The sequence below is a fragment of the uncultured Xanthomonas sp. genome, assembly GCF_964278005.1.
Classification (GTDB): Bacteria; Pseudomonadota; Gammaproteobacteria; order Xanthomonadales; family Xanthomonadaceae; genus Xanthomonas_A; species Xanthomonas_A sontii.
This window is the reverse complement of record NZ_CAXYKF010000006.1, coordinates 178747-197377: the sequence shown is the minus strand read 5'-3', so window position 1 is coordinate 197377 and position 18631 is coordinate 178747. Positions and strand designations below refer to the sequence as shown.

Below are 18631 nucleotides of genomic sequence, written 5' to 3'. Positions count from 1 at the left end.
GCGGCGCCCTCAGTTGGCCAGCGCCGCGCGCGCGCCGAGCCGGCGCTGCGCCACGCCCAGGGCGATCGCGTAGCTGTCGGCGAGCGCCCCGTTGGCGATCACCGTCAGCAACGGCATGTGCCGCGGATGCAGCAGCGGTTCCAGCGCCTGCGCGCTGGCATCGTGCACCTCGATGTACGGATGGCCCAGCGCGTCCAGCGCCGCGCACAACTGCGCGCCATGGTCGGCCAGCTCCGACGCCGGCAACTCGCCGGAATCCAGCAGCACCAGCTCGGTGTCGTCGCACGCGCCTTGCTGCAGCCGCGCCACGATCTGCGCAGCATCGGCACAGGCCACCGGCACCACCTGCGCGGCATGGGAAGCGGCCAGACACTGCGCCGCGGCGATGGCCGACGCATCGCGATGCGGGCCCTGGATCAGCAGAATCGACATGGAACACATCCAACGGAAAGGACGTGGCGCAGTCTGCGCGCGTGCCGCGTAAGCGTTCCATGGCGGAAGTGGGCCTGGGGCGTAAAGCTTGCGTAAGCCGGGAATCGGGAATGGAGAATGGAGAATCGTTGAGCGCAAGCCGGGAACGTTCAGCCAACGACACGCCGCTTTTCCGATTCCCCATTCCCCAATCCCCATTCCCGGCTTTATGCGATCATCCCCCGCTTCCCGCCGCCGCCGGACCCGCCATGACCCAAACCGCCCTGCGCCGCGATGTCGGCCCGTTCGCCCTGATGCTGACCGGCCTCGGTTCGATCATCGGTTCCGGTTGGCTGTTCGGCGCCTGGCGCGCCGCCGGGCTGGCCGGCCCCGGTGCGATCTGGGCCTGGGTGCTGGGCGCGGCGATCGTCACCACCATCGCCCTGGCCTATGCCGAACTGGGCGCGATGTTCCCCGAGTCCGGCGGCATGGTCCGCTACAGCCACTATTCGCACGGTTCGCTGGTCGGCTTCATCGCCGGCTGGGCCAACTGGATCGCGATCGTGTCGGTGATCCCGGTGGAGGCCGAGGCCTCGGTGCAGTACATGGCGTCCTGGCCCTGGCAGTGGGCGCAGGACCTGTACGTGCAGCAGCCCGGCGGCGCCGGCGAGCTGTCGGTGCCCGGCCTGTGCATCGCCGCGGTGCTGGTGCTGGTGTATTTCCTGCTGAACTTCTGGAGCGTCAAGCTGTTCGCGCGCTCCAACAGCCTGATCACCGTGTTCAAGCTGGTGGTGCCGGCGCTGACCGGCGTGGCGTTGATCGCCAGCGGCTTCCACAGCGAGAACTTCAGCGTCGGCCTGCACGGCGGCAGCCACACCATCGACTTCGCCGCGGTGCTCACCGCGGTGGCCACCGCCGGCATCGTGTTCAGCTTCAACGGCTTCCAGAGCCCGGTGAACCTGGCCGGCGAGGCGCGCAATCCCGGGCGCAGCATCCCGTTCGCCGTGCTCGGCTCGATCGCGCTGGCCACGGTGGTCTACGTGCTGCTGCAGGTCGCCTATCTGGGCGCGGTGCCGCCGGACCTGCTGGCCAAGGCCGGCTGGCACGGCATCGACTTCCGCTCGCCGTTCGCGCAGCTGGCGATCATCGTCAACCTGCACTGGCTGGCGATGCTGCTGTACGTGGACGCCTTCGTCAGCCCCAGCGGCACCGGCATCACCTACACCGCCACCACCGCGCGGATGATCTACGGCATGGAGCGCAATGGCACCATGCCCAAGGTGCTGGGCCGGATCCATCCGACCTGGGGCGTGCCGCGCCCGGCGATGTTCTTCAACCTGCTGGTGTCCTACCTGTTCCTGTTCTTCTTCCGCGGCTGGGGCACGCTGGCGGCGGTGATCTCGGTGGCGACGATCATTTCCTATCTGACCGGCCCGATCAGCGCGATGGCGCTGCGCAAGCACGCGCCGGAGATGCACCGCCCGCTGCGCATCGCCGGCCTGCCGGTGCTGGCCGCCGCCGCCTTCGTGCTGGCCACCGAACTGCTGTACTGGGCGCGCTGGCCGCTGACCGGCGAGATCATCCTGCTGATGCTGGTCGCCCTGCCGGTGTACGCCTACTACCAGCAGCGCGACGGCTGGAAGGATTTCCGCCGGCACCTGCGCGGCGCCAGCTGGCTGATCGCCTATCTGCCGACCATCGCCCTGCTATCGTGGGCCGGCAGCACCACCTTCGGCGGCCACGGTTACCTGTCCTACGGGCCGGACCTGGTGGTGGTCGGCGTGGTCGCGCTGGGCTTCTACTTCTGGGGCGTGCGCGCCGGCTGGCGCACCCCCTCGCTGCAGCAGGCCAGCGCCGGCTGAGCCGCGGCGGCGCTCAGCCGCCGCGCAGGAATTGCAGCGCGCGCGACAGCAGCGCGGCGCCGACGAAACCGGCCAGGGCGCACAGGCCCACCGCGATGACGCCCTGGTGGGACGGGTCGTCGCGTCTGTCGAACAAGGCCAACGCCGCGGCGACGCAGACCGCCGAGGTGCCGGCGCCGATCAGGCCGATGCGCAGATGCGCGCGCCAGCCGCGCAGGCGCGGCCAGGCGCGTGCGGCGAACAGACCGGTCAACAGCGCCGGCAAGGCGCCGAACACATAGGAAAACGTCGCCATCAGCAGGAGCAGCAGCAGCGGGGCGCCGCTGCCCTCTCCCCAGGTCATCGCGATCGCCACCGGCAGCCCGACCACCACGGTCCCGAGCGGCGGGCCGACGAACAGGAAGGTCGTGACCACGCCGACGCCGACCAGCCAGCGCGGCAGCGGGTCGTTGCCCGCTTCCGCGTCGAGCGGGTCGACCTCGTCCGCGCGTGCGTCCGGGGCCGCCTGCGACGCAGGCGGCAACGGGTCGTGGCTCACTGCTTGGCGGGCGCCGCCTGGCGCTGCGCAGCGCTGGCGTCGCGGGTGGCGCGGAACTCGGAGTCGCGGCTCCAGTTCGGCCACTGCGTCGAATTGGCCAGTTCCTCGCCCAGCGTGTACAGCACCTGCATGTCGCGCGCGGCGCCGGCGAAGGTCCAGTTCGGCTGCCATTCGTCGCCGGGCTGGTGGTAGCGCTTGGCGGTGTAGTCGTCCGAGGCGGCCTTGCCGGCCGCCACGCCGCCGTCCACCCAGTCCTGGCCGGCAGCGAAGGACAGCGCCGGCACGCCGCGCTTGGCGAAGGAGAAGTGATCCGAGCGGAAGAAGTAGCCGGCTTCCGGCTTCGGATCGGGCGTGTAGCGCAGGTCCCAGCCCTTGGCCACGCGCTTGAGGTCGTCGAGCAGTTCCAGCTTGGCGGTGCCGTAGATGCCGAAATCGCGCGAGGGCCCGAACGGGCTCATGCCGTCCATGTTGATCACCGCCACCGTGCGCGCCAGCGGATACAGCGGCTTGGAGGCGTAGTACTCCGAGCCGAGCAGGCCCTTCTCCTCGGCGGTGACCGCCATGAACACCACCGAGCGCTGCGGCGCCGGGCCCTTGGCGAAGGCGCGGGCCAGTTCCAGCAGCGCGGCGACGCCGCTGGCGTTGTCCAGCGCGCCGTTGAAGATGCGGTCGCCCTTGGCGTCGGGCGCGCCCACGCCCAGGTGATCCCAGTGCGCGGTGTAGATGAGGGTGTCGTCCGGCCGGGTCTTGCCGGGCAGGCGCGCGACCACGTTGCGCGAGGTGATCACCTCCGACTTCACCGCGTAGTCGGCGTACAGGCGCTCGCCCTTCAGCTCCACCGGCTTGAAGTCGCGCGACTGCGCCTGCTTCTTCAGCGCATCGAAATCCAGCCCGGCGCGCTTGAACAGGTCCACCGCCAGGTCGCGCTGGATCCAGCCCTCCAGCTCCGGGTGCACCGACTTGGGATCGTCGCGGACCACGTCGAACATGCTGTTGGTATTGGAGTTGGCCACGGTGGCCCAGCCGTAGGACGCCGGTGCGGTCTCGTGCACGATCAGCACGCCGGCCGCGCCCTGCCGCGCGCCTTCCTCGAACTTGTAGGTCCAGCGGCCGTAGTAGGTCATGCCCTTGCCGTCGAACGCGCCCTTGCCGGTCTCGAAATCGGGGTCGTTGATCAGCACCACCGCGATCTTGCCCTTCAGGTCCACGCCCTTGAAGTCGTCCCAGCCGCGCTCGGGCGCCTTGACGCCGTAGCCGACGAACACCAGCGGTGCGCCGTCCAGGGTCACCTGGCTGCTGCCGTCGAGCGCGGCGCGCACGGCGATCTGCTGGCCCTGGGTCAGGGCCTGGCGCTGGTCGCCGCTGGCGATGGCCAGCTGCGGCGTACCGACGATGTCGGCGCGGCGCAGCGGCACCGCCTGGGTCCACAGGCGCTTGCCGTCGCGCAGGTCGCCGCCGGGCTGCAGGCCGGCCGCCTGGAACTGCGCGCTCAGATAGGCCACGGTCTTCTCCTCGCCCGCCGAGCCCGGGGCGCGGCCCTCGTAGGCGTCGGAGGCCAGTGTCTTGACGTCGGCGGACAAGCGCTTGGTGTCGAAGGTCGGTGCGGGCGGCGGTGCCGCCAGGCCGGCGCCGGACAGCGCAAGCGCCAGCAGGCTCACGATCGGTCGTTTCACGGAGTTCCCTCGGCAGACACAAAGAACCTCGAGTGTAGCGGCGCGGCCAGGCGATCGGCAGGGGCCGGGGCGGTTTGGGCGCGCGCGGTCGTTCGAGCGCTGATGTCGTGGGGCGCGCCATCATCCGCGCGCATGCCGCGTGCCGCTGCGCGTGGGCGTAGCAGGGACGCGCGAGGAAATGGACGCTCGCCCGGGACTTCCGTGGCTGGAGCCCGCGGGCCGGCTGGCGCCCCCCTCGCGGCCCCAGGCCAGCACCGGCCGGGCCGCGGCAGCGCTCAGCGTCCGCGCAGCCGATCCAGCGCCAGCGAGAGCAGCATGGCGCCGACGCCCCCGGCAAGCACGCAAGATCCCAGCCAGCTGCCGGGCTCGCGGAACGCGTCGCGGTGGCTGTTGATCCAGGCGATGAGCGCACCGACGCAGACGGCCGACATGCCGGCACCGATCATCCCCACCAGCAGATGCGCGCGCCAGCCACGCAGGCGGGGCCAGGCATAGGCGGCGAACAGGCCGGTCAACAGCCCCGGCAACGCGCCGAAGATGCAGGACATCAACGCCATGAGCAGGAGAAGCGGCAGCGCATCGCCGAAGCCGCCGGGCTGCCCCCACGTCCAGAAAAACGCCAACGGCAGACCGACGACCAGCGTGCCCAGGAGCGGCCCGACGATCGCGAACGCCAGCACCACGCCGCTGCGGACCAACCAGCGCGGCGCCCCATTGCCCGGGGGCACGCCATCCGGCTGCGCGCACGCAGCGGCCGCGGTGTCCGCCGGGGCGACCGCCGCAGCTTCGCCCATCCGTGCCGCCGCGGCCCCGGCGGCAACCGCCGGGGCAGGCGCCGGCGCTGCGGACGGCGGTAGCGGTTCCCGACTCACGCGCGCCGCGCTGCGCCGGCGCCGCGGCGCGCGCGGAAGGCGGAATCGGGGCGCCAATGGGGCCACTGCACTGCGAAGGACAGGTTTGGACGTTGCACGAAGATCCCTCTCGGCAGGCATGAGCGGCCGAGTGTAGCGAGGCGGCCGCGGGACCGGCGAGGGCCGGGCACCCGCCAGACGTGCGCTGTCGCAAAAATTTATTGTGATAAACCGCTCAAATACGAACCTGAACATGCTCTAATGCCGCGCTCGCGCATCACGGGGCCGCGCCGATCCGGTGGCCACGCCGATCCGCGAGCGCCTCCCGGCTTCCACCCGAGCCGGGCGCGGCGCCCGTTGCCCCTACCCTCATCTGGGCCGCTCCGACTGCGGGGCCGGCCCGCTTCCGGAGACCTGCAGAGATGTCGATGTCCCCTCTCACCCGCATCACCCGTTGCGTGCTGGCCGCCGCGCTGCTGGCCGCCAGCGGTTCGGCCTGGAGTTACGCCGTCAGCAAAGGCACGGTGGTGGACGACCGCGGCAACGCGGTGCAGCTGCGTGGCGTCAACTGGTTCGGCTTCGAAGGCAGCGCGCACACCGTGCATGGCCTGTGGGCGCGCAACTGGAAGGACATGATCACGCAGATGCAGGGCCTGGGCTTCAACGCCGTGCGCCTGCCGTTCTGCCCGCAGACCCTGCGCGGCGTCGCGCCGACCAGCATCGACTACGGCCGCAACCCGGACCTGCAGGGCCTGAATTCGCTGCAGGTGCTGGACAAGGTGGTCAACGAGTTGAGCAACCGCGGCATGTACGTGCTGCTGGACCACCACTCGCCCGATTGCCAGGGCATCTCCGAGCTCTGGTACACCGACTCCTACAGCGAGCAGCAGTGGCTCAGCGATCTGACGTTCGTGGCCAAGCGCTACGCGTCGGTGCCGGGCGTGATCGGCATCGACCTGAAGAACGAGCCGAACGGCCGCAACACCTGGGGCACCGGCAACCTCAAGACCGACTGGAACAAGGCGGTCGAGCGCGCCTCGGCGGCGGTGCTGAAGGTGGCGCCGAAGTGGCTGATCGTGGTCGAGGGCATCACCGACAACCCGACCTGCTCCAGCAGCTACGGCTACTGGTGGGGCGGCAACCTGGAACCGCTGACCTGCACCAAGCTCAACGTGCCGGCCAACCGCCTGCTGCTGTCGCCGCACGTGTACGGCCCGGACGTGAACTGGCAGCCCTACTTCGGCGACAGCAGCTTCCCGGCCAACATGCCGGCGATCTGGGAGCGCCAGTTCGGCCAGCTGACCCAGCTCGGTTACACCATGATGATCGGTGAGTTCGGCGGCAACGAAGGCCGCAACCAGGCGCAGGACCCGATCCTGCAGAAGGCGCTGATCGACTACCTGATCAAGAAGAACATCCGCAGCGGCTTCTACTGGGCCTGGAACCCGAACAGCCGCGACACCGGCGGCGTGCTCGACGACGACTGGACCACCGTGCGCACCGAGAAGATGACCGGGCTCAAGCGGCTGTGGGGCGACACCAGCGGCACCACGCCGACACCCACTCCGACGCCCACGCCCACCCCGGAGCCGACGCCCACTCCGACCCCCACGCCGACCCCGGCCCCGGGCAGCGCCAGCTTCAGCACCAAGGTCATCGTCGACAGCGACTGGAACGCCGGCTACTGCGAACGCGTGCAGGTGACCAACAGCGGCAGCGCCACCGGCAACTGGGCGGTCACCCTGTCCATCAGCGGCACCGTCAACAACCTGTGGAACGCCACCTGGAAGCAGTCGGGCACCACCCTCAGCGCCAGCGGCGTGGACTGGAACAAGACCCTGGCCCCCGGCGCCACCGCCGAGTTCGGGTTCTGCGCCGCCCGCTGAAGACGGCGCCATCGCCCCGCGCAGCGCGCGGGGCGCAACCTCAACGGCAGCGTCCCACGACGCTGCCGTTGGCGTTTTCACCAGGCGACGGCACGCCCGTGGACATCACCACAGCTCCCGCGCGCAATCCGTGGACAAGCCCGTCTTCTGCAACGGCAGTCACGGCCGCCATGGCGGACACTGCCGATCATCGCCGCCAAGTATCCGCCCCCTTGGCCGGCGCACTCCGCACCGGCCACCCTCGGAGCATCGCGATGAACCGATCCCTGCATTCCCGCATTACCCGCTGCCTGCTGGCCGCGGCGCTCGTGGTCGCCAGCGGCTCGGCCTGGAGCTATGCCATCAACCAGGGCAAGGTGGTGGACGACGCCGGCAACGCCGTGCAATTGCGCGGCGTCAACTGGTTCGGTTTCGAGACCTCGCAGCACACCGTGCACGGTCTGTGGGCGCGCAACTGGAAGGACATGATCACGCAGATGCAGGGCCTGGGCTTCAACGCCGTGCGCCTGCCGTTCTGCCCGCAGACGCTGCAGGCGGTATCGCCCGGCAGCATCGACTACAGCCGCAATCCCGACCTGCAGGGCCTGAACTCGCTGCAGCTGCTCGACAAGGTGATCAACGAACTCAGCAGCCGCGGCATGTATGTGCTGCTCGACCACCACACCCCGGACTGCAACGCGATCTCCGAACTCTGGTACACCGGCAGCTACAGCGAGCAGCAATGGCTGAATGATCTGAGCTTCGTGGCCAAGCGCTACGCGTCGGTGCCGGGGGTGATCGGCCTGGATCTGAAGAACGAGCCGCACGGCGCCGCCACCTGGGGCAGCGGCAATGCCGCCACCGACTGGAACAAGGCCGCCGAACGCGCGTCGGCGGTGGTGCTGAACGCGGCGCCGAACTGGCTGATCGTGGTCGAAGGCATTTCCAACACGTCCACCTGCTCCAGCGACACCGCCCACTTCTGGGGCGAGAACCTGGAACCGCTGGCCTGCACCCCGCTGGCCATCCCGGCCAACCGCCTGCTGCTCGCCCCGCACGTGTACGGACCGGACGTCTACATGCAGCCGTACTTCAGCGCGTCCAACTTCCCGGCCAACATGCCGGCGATCTGGGAGCAGCACTTCGGCCAGTTCGCCCAGGCCGGCCACGCGCTGCTGCTGGGCGAGTTCGGCGGCAAGTACGGCCAGGGCAATCCGCTGGACGTGCAGTGGCAGAACGCGCTGGTCGACTACCTGATCGGCAAGGGCATCCACAGCGGCTTCTACTGGTCGTGGAACCCGAACAGCGGCGACACCGGCGGCATCCTCAACGACGACTGGAGCACGGTGCGCACCGACAAGGTGACCCTGCTGAAGAAGCTGTGGGACAGTGACGGCAGCAGCACGGGCGGTGGCGGTGGCGGTGGTGGCAACGGTGGCGGTGGCAACGGTGGTGGCAATGGCGGCGGCACCACGCCCACGCCGCCGCCGTCCGGCAGCAGCTTCAGCACCAAGGTGCTGGTCGACAGCGACTGGAACGCCGGCTACTGCAACCGCGTGCAGGTGACCAACACCGGCGGCAGCAGCGGCGACTGGAGCGTCACCCTGTCGATCAGCGGCACCGTCAACAACCTGTGGAACGCCAGTTGGACGCAGTCGGGCACCACGCTCAGCGCCAGCGGCGTGGACTGGAACAAGACCCTGGCCCCCGGCGCCACTGCCGAGTTCGGCTTCTGCGCCGCACGCTGAGCGCGCCGCTGCGTCCCTGACGCCACCCGCACGGCCCTTCTCCCGCGCGGGCCGTGCGCGAGGCCGGCCGCCCACGCGGCGCCGCGCGGTGTGCCATCAGTCACGTTCCCGCGGCCGCCGCCGCCCCTCTATGCTGGCGCACTGTCCACACTCAGGCCCGGCCCATGCTCCGTCCCTTGTCGCTGTTGATCTCCAGCATCCTCACCCTCGGCACCGGCGCCGCCCTGGTCGCCGCGCCGTCGGCCCTGGCCGCGGCCACGCCGGGCCAGGCGACCGCGCCGGAGATCGCCTACACCCGCTTCACCCTGCCCAACGGCCTGACCGTGGTGGTGCACGAGGACCACAAGGCGCCGGTGGTGGCGGTGAGCATCTGGTACCACATCGGCTCGGGCGACGAGCCGGCCGGCAAGACCGGCTTCGCGCACCTGTTCGAGCACCTGATGTTCTCCGGCTCGGAGAACCACAAGGGCACCTACTTCCAGCCGTTCGAGAAGGTCGGCGCCACCGACATGAACGGCACCACCTGGTTCGACCGCACCAACTACTTCGAGACCGTGCCGACCACCGCGCTGGACACCGCGCTGTGGATGGAATCGGACCGCATGGGCCACCTGCTCGGCGCGATCGGTCAGAAGGAACTGGACACCCAGCGCGGCGTGGTCCAGAACGAGAAGCGCCAGGGCCAGAACCGCCCCTACGGCCGCGTCGACGAGAACATCCTGGCCAACATCTTCCCGGCCAACCACCCGTACCAGCACGACACCATCGGCTCGATGGCCGACCTCGACGCGGCCTCGCTGGACGACGTCAAACAGTGGTTCCACGACAACTACGGCGCCGCCAACACCACCCTGGTGCTGGCCGGCGACATCACCGTGGCGCAGGCCAAGGCCAAGGCCGAGCAGTACTTCGGCGACATCCCCGCCGGCCGCCCGGTGCCGCGCCAGCAGCCGTGGATCACCCCGCTGGCCAAGCAGACCCGCGGCGTGCAGCACGACCACGTCGCGCAGCCGCGCATCTACCGCACCTGGGTGGCGCCGCAACTGGGCACCGACGACGCGGTGCTGCTGGACCTGGCCACCACCGTGCTCGGCGGCGGCAAGACCAGCCGCCTGTACCAGCGCCTGGTCTACCGCGACAAGCTGGCCGACGACGTCTCCGCCGGCCTGCAGTCGTTCGCGCTGGCCAGCCAGCTGCAGATCACCGCCGACGTGAAGGAAGGCGTGGACCCGGCCAAGGTCGAGGCCGCCATCGCCGACGAACTGCAGAAGTTCCTGGCCGAAGGCCCCACCGCCGACGAACTGCAGCGCGCGCAGGTCGGCTACCGCGCCGGCTTCGTGCGCGGCCTGGAGAAGGTCGGCGGCTTCGGCGGCAAGGCCACGGTGCTGGCCGAGGGCCAGGTCTACCGCAACGATCCGGGCGCCTACAAGAAGGACCTGCAGCGCGCACAGGACGCCACCGTCGCCAGCGTGCGCAAGGCCGCCGACACCTGGTTCGGCAAGGGCGACTACCTGCTGACCGTGCTGCCGGCGCCGGAAGGCTTCGATCCGGCGGCCGAGGACAAGGCGGTCAAGCCGCTGCCGGCGGCCCCGGGCAAGCCCGCGCCGAAGGTGCCGGCCAAGGGCAACTACAGCGTCGGCAAGTCGCAGGTGGACCGCGCGGCCGGCGTGCCGGAGACCAGCCAGTTCCCGAGCCTGAGCTTCCCGCAACTGCAGCGCGGCAAGCTCAAGAACGGCATCGAGGTGGTGCTGGCCGAGCGTCACACCATCCCGGTCACGCAGATCCAGATGCTGTTCGATGCCGGTTACGCGACCGACCGCGGCAGCAAGCTCGGCACCGCCAACTTCACCGCGGCGCTGATGAACGAGAGCACCCGCAACCTGGATTCGGTGGACGTGGCGCAGCGCCGCCAGCGCCTGGGCGCGATGACCAGCGTGTCCTGCGAACTGGACAGCTGCGACGCCTCGCTCAACGCGCTCAACGACCAGCTGGCGCCGTCGCTGGAGCTGTTCGCCGACATCGTGCGCAACCCGGCGTTCAAGGCCGACGACATCGAGCGCATCCGCGGCCAGTGGCTGGCCTCGATCGCGCAGGAGAAGACCCAGCCGCAGGGCCTGGCGCTGCGCACCCTGCCGCCGCTGCTGTACGGCCCCACCCATCCGTACGGCGTGCCGCTCACCGGCACCGGCACCGAGGCGGCGATCAAGAGCCTGACCGCGGGCGATCTGAGCGCGTTCCAGAACAACTGGCTGCGTCCGGACAACGTGCGCATCCTGGTCGCCGGCGACACCACCCTGGCCAAGATCATCCCGCAGTTGGATGCCGCGTTCGGCGACTGGCAGGCCCCGGCCGGCAAGCGCCCGACCAAGAGCCTGCCGCAGGTGGCCGCGCAGCCCAAGCCGCGCGTGTTCCTGATCAACCGCGACGACGCCCCGCAGTCGCTGATCCTGGCCGGCCTGCTGGCGCCCTCGACCAAGGCGCCGAACAACCTGGCGATCGGCGTGGCCAACGGCGCCTTCGGCGGCACCTTCACCTCGCGACTGAACATGAACCTGCGCGAGGACAAGCGCTGGGCCTACGGCGCCAACAGCTTCATGATCGACGCGATCGGCCAGCGCCCGTTCCTGTTCTTCGCCCCGGTGCAGACCGACAAGACCGCCGAATCGGCCGCCGAGATCCTCAAGGAAGCCAAGGCCGTGGTCGGCGACAAGCCGCTGACCGCCGCCGAGATCGCCAAGATCAAGGAACAGCGCGTGCGCGCCCTGCCGGGCAGCTTCGAGACCACCGGTGCGGTGCTCGGCGCGATGGAAGGCATCGTCCAGTACGGCCGCCCGGACGACTACGTGCAGACGCTGAAGACGCGCCTGGAAGCGGTGGACCAGCCGGCGGCGGAAGCGGCGATCAAGGAGATCGTGGCGCCGCAGGCGATGACCTGGGTGATCGTCGGCGACCTCAAGCAGATCGAAGCGCCGGTGCGTGCGCTGAAGCTGGGCGAGGTGCAGGTGCTGGACAGCGACGGCCAGCCGGTCAAGGCGAAGGCCAAGCCGTAACGCCGCACACGCATGGCGGGGCTGCCCCGCCATGCGCCACGCGCCGGCGCCAACGCATCGCCATCGCGTAATGCGACATGCGCATGCGCATGCGCATGCGACGACAGTGAACGCGCAGGCTGCGCTCCGGCGCAGCCCGCAGGCATCGACCTTCCCTGGCATGCGCACGGGTCGCGGATGGGTTGCCAAGGCGGCGCGCCGCGCCTGTCCTTCACGGCGCCTGGTCGCAACGCTTGGTATCCGACAGGCCTGTCCTTGCCTGCCACCGCCGATGCCGACCGCTTCTCCCCGCCGCGTCGTCGCTCCCCGCATCCGCGTCGGCTGCGCCGGCTGGTCGATCGCCAGCACGCAACGCGCCCTGGTCGGCGACGGCGCCAGCCAGCTGGCGCGCTATGCCACCCGCTTCGACGCGGTCGAGATCAACTCCACGTTCTACCGCGCCCACCGCGCCAGCACCTACCAGCGCTGGGTCGACAGCGTGCCGACGCATTTCCGCTTCTCTGCAAAACTGCCACGCACCATCACCCACGACGCGCGCCTGTCCCGCGTCGCGCCGCTGCTGCAGACCTTCCTCGACGAGGTCGGCCATCTCGGCGACAGGCTCGGCTGCCTGCTGGTGCAGCTGCCGCCGAGCCTGGCCTTCGATGCACGCACCGCCGCCACCTTCTTCGCGATGCTGCGGCGCCGCTGGCACGGCGGCATCGCCTGCGAACCGCGCCACGTCAGCTGGTTCAGCGCGCGCGCCGAAGCGCTGTGGCAGCGCCACCGCATCGCGCGCGTGGCCGCCGACCCGGCGCTGGACGCCACCGCCGCGCAGCCGGCAGGCACGGCGGCGCCGGCCTATTGGCGCTGGCACGGCGCGCCGCGCATCTACTACAGCGCCTACACCGACGACACATTGCGCGACCTGGCCGAGCGCGTCGTCGCCGCCACGCCACACACGGGCGAAACCTGGGTGATCTTCGACAACACCGCGCTCGGCCACGCCCTCGACAACGCCGCCACGCTGCAGACGCAGCTGCGCGCGCTCGGCGCCGGCGCCGCGGGTTGATCGCCAACGTACAGCAATCGGGCACTTGGCGTGCACCACGTCACGCTTGTGCGCCTGTCCACGCGACGTCGCCACGCCCTGCGGTATGGTGCTGCGCCTCGCGATCCGCGCCAGACCCGACGCCGCCCATGACCGATGAAGCCCAGCGCCAGCGTGTCCTCGACAGCTACCACATCGTCGACAGCCTGCCCGAGGACGCCTACCAGGACATCGTGCAGATCGCCGCCGCCCTGTGCGACACCCCGATCGCGCTGCTGTCGCTGGTGGATCGCGACCGGCAATGGTTCAAGGCGCGGATGGGCCTGGAGGTGCCGCAGACCGAGCGCAGCCAGGCGGTGTGCGACCACGCGATCCGTGAGCCCAAGCAACTGATGGAAGTGCCCGACCTCGCCGACGACCCGCGGTTCGCCGACATCTCCGTGGTCCGCGGCGACATCGGCGCGCGCTTCTATGCCGGCATGCCGCTGGTGACCGACGAGGGCATCGCCTTGGGCACCGTGTGCGTACTGGACACCACGCCGCGCGAACTCAAGGACGCCCAGCGCGACGGCCTGCGCGCGCTGGCGCGCACGGCCATGCGCCTGCTCGACGCGCGCCGGGATGCGCTGCAGCGTCAACGCGAGGCGCTCCTGCAAGCGCACCCGGTTGGCGACAACACGGACTCCGGCACCGGCGGCCGCTACCGTGTGGTGATCCTGGAAGTGCAGGAACTGGCCGCGCTGGCCGAGCGGCAGAGCGAACGCCTGCTGGGCAGCAGCCTGCAGCAACTCGACCGCACCCTGGCCAGCTACGTGCAGGACGACGGCGCCGCCGACAGTGTGGACCGGGCGACCGACAGCGCGGAATTCATCGTCATGCTGCACGGCGCCGACGCCGAGCAGAAGCTGCGCGGCCTGCGCGAGATCGCCGCGCGGCAGCAGGCGCTCGGGCTGACCGTGCTGGTCGGCGACGCCCAGGCCACGCGGGCGGACGAGCCGATCGGGCAGGTGTTCCTGCGCGCCGAAGCCGCGCTCAGCGCCGAGAAGGACCGCCAGCGGCCGCAGCAGTCGGCCTGACCTGCGGGCGGATCGCCGACCGGCGACCGCCGGCGCACGTGGCGCGCTGACGCCCCAGCTCCCTGATCCGCAGCGGGCAAGCACCTACGCGCACCGGCCTTGGCGGCGCGCTGAACGCCCAGCCGCCCCGCTCTGGGCGAGCGGCGCCAACCATTCTGCAGATGACGTGCTCCGGCTGACCCGGCGACGAGCAGCCACGCCGCCCTAGCGGCCCCGTTCTTGCATGCCCCAGGCGTTGCGGTCCCTCACCGTTACGAGCCGGGCGGCGCGCGGCCGCCAGGGCAGGATCGGGTGGGCACGCACCGGATCCGGCCGCGCGCCCCCGTCTCCGCTTCGGTCGTTTACCATGCCGCACGCATCCTGCTCTGGACCCGACATGAGCCATGCCGCTCCTCCCTGTTGCACCCCGCTGCTGAGCCTGTCGCTCGGCCTGTTGCTGGGCACCGCCGACACCGCCATGGCGGAGGCCGCGCCCGCGACCACGCTGACCGCGCCGGCACCGCCGCCGCAGACGCCCGACCTGGCCTACCCGGAACTGTTCCAGGCGGTGCAGCAGCAGGAGTTGTTCGACGACCAGAAGCACTTCGTCGACGCGTTGCCGCTGCGCGACCCGGCGCTGATCAACGCCGACTATCTGGCGCAGCGCCAGCAGCCGGGCTTCGACCTGCGCCGTTTCGTCGCCGCCAACTTCGAGGAATCCGGCCCGGTGCAGACCGAGGCGATCCGTCAGGACACCGGCCTGCGCGAGCACATCGACGCGCTGTGGCCGCTGCTGGTGCGCCGCCAGGTCGACGTGCCGCCCTACAGCAGCCTGCTGTCGCTGCCGCACCCCTACGTGGTGCCGGGCGGGCGCTTCCGCGAGGTCTACTACTGGGATTCCTACTTCACCATGCTCGGCCTGGTGGAGAGCGGCGAACACGAACGCAGCCGGCAGATGCTGGACAACTTCGCCTACCTGATCGACACCTACGGGCACATCCCCAACGGCAACCGCACCTACTACCTGAGCCGCTCGCAGCCGCCGTTCTTCTCGCACATGGTGCAGTTGCAGGCCAAGGTGGAGGGCGATGCCGCCTACGCGCGCTACCTGCCGCAGTTGCAGAAGGAATACGCGTACTGGATGGAAGGCGCGCAGACCCTGGCCCCGGGCAGCGCGCATGCGCACGTGGTGCGGCTGGCCGACGGCAGCCTGCTCAACCGCTACTGGGACGCCCGCGACACGCCGCGCCCGGAGGCCTGGCTGCACGACGTGCGCACCGCCGCCGAGGCCAAGGACCGACCCGCCGCCGAGGTCTACCGCGACCTGCGCGCCGGCGCCGAGAGCGGCTGGGACTATTCCAGCCGCTGGCTCGGCGACCGCAAGACCCTGGCCAGCATCCGCACCACCGCCATCGTCCCGGTCGACCTGAACAGCCTGCTCTACCACCTGGAGAGCACCCTGGCCCTGGCCTGCGCCAAGAACCCCGGCGCGGCCGGCTGCGATACCGACTACGCGGCCCTGGCCAGCGCGCGCAAGACCGCGATCGACAAGCACCTGTGGAGCGATGCCGGCTACTACGCCGACTACGACTGGCAGCAGCGCCGGCTGCGCGACCAGGTCACCGCCGCGGCGCTTTACCCGCTGTTCGTCGGGGTCGCCTCGCCGGCACGGGCCAAGCGCAGCGCCGACACCGTGCAGGCGCAGTTGCTGCGCCCCGGCGGCGTGGCGACCACGCGCCTGCACACCGGCCAGCAGTGGGACGAACCCAACGGCTGGGCGCCGCTGCAGTGGATCGCCGTGGACGGCCTGCGCCGCTACGGCCAGGACGCGCTGGCGCAGCGCATCGGCAGCCGCTTCCTGGCGCGGGTGCAGGCGCTGTTCGCGCAGCAGCACAAGCTGGTGGAGAAGTACGGCGTGGACGCGCAGGCCAAGGGCGGCGGCGGCGGCGAGTACGCGCTGCAGGACGGCTTCGGCTGGACCAATGGCGTGACCCTGTTGCTGCTGGATCTGTACGCGGCGCCGGCGGCGGCGCCGACAGCGCCGCACGCGCAAGCGACGACCGAAGCCGAGGCGGAGGCCGTCGCGCTCTGAGCCGCCGCGGGCGGTGGGCGCCGCCGCTATTGCGCGGGCGTCTCCACGGCCATCCCCATCGCGAGGCGGTAGCGCTGGTACAGCGCCATCACCTTGTCGATGTACGCGCGGGTCTCCGCGTACGGCGGCACGCCGCCGTAGCGCGCCACCGCGCCGATGCCGGCGTTGTAGGCCGCCGCGGCCAGCACCCGATCGCCGGCGTAGCGGCGCAGCAACGCGCGCATGTAGCGGGCGCCGCCGTCGATGGACTGGTCGGCCGCGAACGGATCGCGCACGCCGTACTCCCTGGCGACCTCGGGCAACAGTTGCATCACCCCCTGCGCGCCCTTGGGCGAGACCGCGGCGGCATCGAATCCGCTCTCGGCATGCGCGATCGCGCGCAGCCACGGCTCGTCGACCCCGGTGGCGCGCGCCGCGGCGCGGAACTGTTTGGCATGCGCCTGCAGTTGCGGCGCACCGAGCTTGCCCAGTCCGGGATGCGCCACCTCTCCCGGCGGCGTGACCGCAGTGAAGCGCAGATACGGCCGCGAGCCCGGCAGGTTGCGCGTGGAGTAGACCAATTGCCCGTCCTGCTCGCGCTCGTACAGGGTGCCGCTGAACACGCCGAGGTTGCCCCACAGATTGGGCGTGGCGATCGCCGCATCGTCCAGTTCCCTGGGGGTGCAGCGCGAACCCGGTTCCGGCGCGGTCGCCAGGCTGACCGTGCCGTCGCGCACGCAGCGGTACACCGTGCGCGCTGCCGCGTCGGCGACGACGCCACAGCACAGCAGCAGGCACAGCACGGCACGGGCAAGCGGCATCGGCGACACACGCTCGGATGGGATGGGCGCGCATCATCGCGCAGCGCGCGTGGACGCAGGTGACGGCCTGTCGCCCGGCGCTGTTTCCGACACGGGTCTGGGTAGGAGCGGCTTCAGCCGCGACCAGGCTCCTGCACACCACGATGGCACCAGACTCCACGCGTCGGGACTGAACTCCCTCCCACAGGGGCATGCGGCACGCTGGCTGGAACATCGTGGGCGGATCTCTGGTCCCGATTGCTTCAGCGGCCGGATAGCGCACCGCCTTCGCTCGTCGCGCCTGAAGCCGTTCCTACAAGAACGTGCAGCACACGGCCTGGGCGCACTGTGGGAGGGACTTCAGTCCTGACTGCTGCCAAGGTCGAATCGCTCGCGGCCTCCGCTCTTCGCGATTCAAGCAGCGACGACCATTGCATGCGTCCTCCGACCTGCACGCCCGCCTACGGCGCACACGCCGCGAGCTTCTGATCGGCGTACCACAGCGCGCGCCGCGCCAGATCGTAGGCGCTGTCGGCCTCGCGCGGCAGAAGTTGCTGCGCGCGGATCGGGTCGGCGCCCTTGGCCATGGCGGTTTCCACCTGCAGCAGCGCGTCCAGGTGCTGCTGCACCGGCGCCAGCAGGCGCGCGCGCTGCGCCGCCGGGCAGGCGCCGCGACGTTGCTGCAGGTCGGCCAGGGCCTGGCGAATCCGCCGACTGGCTTCGCCATCCAACCCGGGCGCCTTTTCGAAGGCGATCGGCGCGGCCTTGTAGGCATCGCCGGTGGCCTCGCTGCCGAGGTCGCTGGCGCGCTCGTGCAGCGCCGGGTTGAAACGCACGTCCGGCGGCGGCCGCGCCACCGCCGACTGATGCGTGTTCTTGGGCAACAGCTGCTTGATCGCCCGGTCGATGCCCTGCACGGCGACATCGCCGAGGGTGCCGTCGCTGGCCCAATCCTTGTCGAAACGGGTCGACCGGTAGTCGATCGGGTTGGGCCGTTCGAGCAGGCGCTTGGACTTGGCCACGTCGCGCGGATTGAGCGTGCCCGGCGGCGTGCCCTGCGCCTGCGCGAACGGATCCACCGCCACCCCATCCGGCAGGCGCGGATGGCCATCGCCGGTATAGAGCGTCGCCGCCATGCCGGTCGCGGCCGCGGCGGGCGCGCTCGGCGTCTGCGAGGGCGAAGACGGCGGCGCGGCGGCGCCGCGCGGCGGCCGTGCCCCGGCCGGCATGCGCGCGTCCACGGCCGGCGCGCGCGTGGACACCCGCGGCGGGTCCGGAACGCGCTGCGCGGGCTGCCGCGGCAGGAACACCAGGCGCAGCGCGTCCTCGGCCACGGCACGCGGCGGCGCCGACGGCGTGCCCCACAGCAGGCGTCCCAGCAAGGCCAGGATCATCGCCGTCGCCAGTGCCGCCCACAGCTGCAGCCATCGGTCTTGCGCAGGAAGGGGGGTCACGACGGTCGAGGATCCATGGGCAAGCGGCGAGGACGAATGTGGGGGACGGACCGGTACAGCGTGCCGCGAGTTCCGTTGCCGGCGCGTGCCGCCGCGCGCGGCAAGCGGCAACATGGCGTCACCGGCGACCGCCCGGCGCACGCAAGGCCTTGTCGCGTCAGGGATTGCGTCGGCGCATGCGCAAAACGGCTAAGGTGACGCGCACCGCCGGCGCGACAGCCGG

At 70.9% G+C, this 18631-nt stretch carries 13 protein-coding genes; 7 read left to right on the top strand and 6 right to left on the bottom strand.

Annotation, left to right across the window (positions count from 1 at the left end):
• Positions 1–9: 9 nt before the first annotated feature.
• Complete coding sequence (locus ACHWVH_RS03240; protein WP_017908519.1) at positions 10–432, bottom strand: hypothetical protein; 423 nt, start codon at positions 430–432, stop codon at positions 10–12.
• 248 nt (positions 433–680) lie between these two features.
• Between ACHWVH_RS03240 and ACHWVH_RS03235 the strand changes: the two genes are divergently transcribed.
• Entirely contained in the window at positions 681–2273 is a 1593-nt protein-coding gene (locus tag ACHWVH_RS03235) for an APC family permease (protein ID WP_295937079.1), read from the top strand.
• A 13-nt stretch (positions 2274–2286) separates the two neighbouring features.
• Here ACHWVH_RS03235 and ACHWVH_RS03230 read toward each other — a convergent pair whose 3' ends face one another.
• The 3 genes from ACHWVH_RS03230 to ACHWVH_RS03220 form a co-directional block, all read right to left on the bottom strand.
• Complete coding sequence (locus ACHWVH_RS03230; protein WP_295937082.1) at positions 2287–2811, bottom strand: hypothetical protein; 525 nt, start codon at positions 2809–2811, stop codon at positions 2287–2289.
• Positions 2808–4484 (bottom strand): M28 family metallopeptidase, encoded by a 1677-nt coding sequence (locus ACHWVH_RS03225; RefSeq protein ID WP_394686667.1) that lies wholly within the window; start codon positions 4482–4484, stop codon positions 2808–2810. Before ACHWVH_RS03225 ends, ACHWVH_RS03230 begins: the two co-directional genes overlap by 4 nt.
• Positions 4485–4759: 275 nt before the next feature.
• The gene (locus ACHWVH_RS03220; protein ID WP_267092977.1) at positions 4760–5278 is read right to left on the bottom strand and encodes a hypothetical protein; all 519 of its coding nucleotides are present in this window, start codon (positions 5276–5278) and stop codon (positions 4760–4762) included.
• Positions 5279–5763: 485 nt separating this feature from the next.
• Between ACHWVH_RS03220 and ACHWVH_RS03215 the strand changes: the two genes are divergently transcribed.
• From ACHWVH_RS03215 to treA, 6 genes are all read left to right on the top strand, one after another.
• Positions 5764–7221 (top strand): cellulase family glycosylhydrolase, encoded by a 1458-nt coding sequence (locus tag ACHWVH_RS03215; protein WP_394686666.1) that lies wholly within the window; start codon positions 5764–5766, stop codon positions 7219–7221.
• Between the two features lie 254 nt (positions 7222–7475).
• Positions 7476–8948, top strand: a complete 1473-nt coding sequence (locus ACHWVH_RS03210) for a cellulase family glycosylhydrolase (protein WP_267124144.1) — start codon at positions 7476–7478, stop codon at positions 8946–8948.
• Positions 8949–9112: 164 nt separating this feature from the next.
• A complete protein-coding gene (locus ACHWVH_RS03205; protein ID WP_026143887.1) occupies positions 9113–11998 on the top strand; it encodes a pitrilysin family protein in 2886 nt (961 codons plus the stop codon).
• 271 nt (positions 11999–12269) lie between these two features.
• The gene (locus ACHWVH_RS03200; protein WP_394686665.1) at positions 12270–13049 is read left to right on the top strand and encodes a DUF72 domain-containing protein; all 780 of its coding nucleotides are present in this window, start codon (positions 12270–12272) and stop codon (positions 13047–13049) included.
• 128 nt (positions 13050–13177) lie between these two features.
• A complete protein-coding gene (locus tag ACHWVH_RS03195; RefSeq protein WP_017910581.1) occupies positions 13178–14104 on the top strand; it encodes a GAF domain-containing protein in 927 nt (308 codons plus the stop codon).
• A 376-nt stretch (positions 14105–14480) separates the two neighbouring features.
• The gene (gene treA, locus ACHWVH_RS03190; protein ID WP_148829875.1) at positions 14481–16175 is read left to right on the top strand and encodes an alpha,alpha-trehalase TreA; all 1695 of its coding nucleotides are present in this window, start codon (positions 14481–14483) and stop codon (positions 16173–16175) included.
• Positions 16176–16201: 26 nt separating this feature from the next.
• On the opposite strand, the gene ACHWVH_RS03185 is transcribed toward treA, so the two are convergent.
• Positions 16202–16975 carry a lytic transglycosylase domain-containing protein gene (locus ACHWVH_RS03185; RefSeq protein WP_267085684.1) on the bottom strand — a complete coding sequence of 258 codons (774 nt, stop codon included), beginning with the start codon at positions 16973–16975 and terminating at the stop codon, positions 16202–16204.
• Positions 16976–17415: 440 nt separating this feature from the next.
• Entirely contained in the window at positions 17416–18348 is a 933-nt protein-coding gene (locus ACHWVH_RS03180) for a hypothetical protein (protein WP_394686810.1), read from the bottom strand.
• Between the last annotated feature and the right edge of the window lie 283 nt (positions 18349–18631).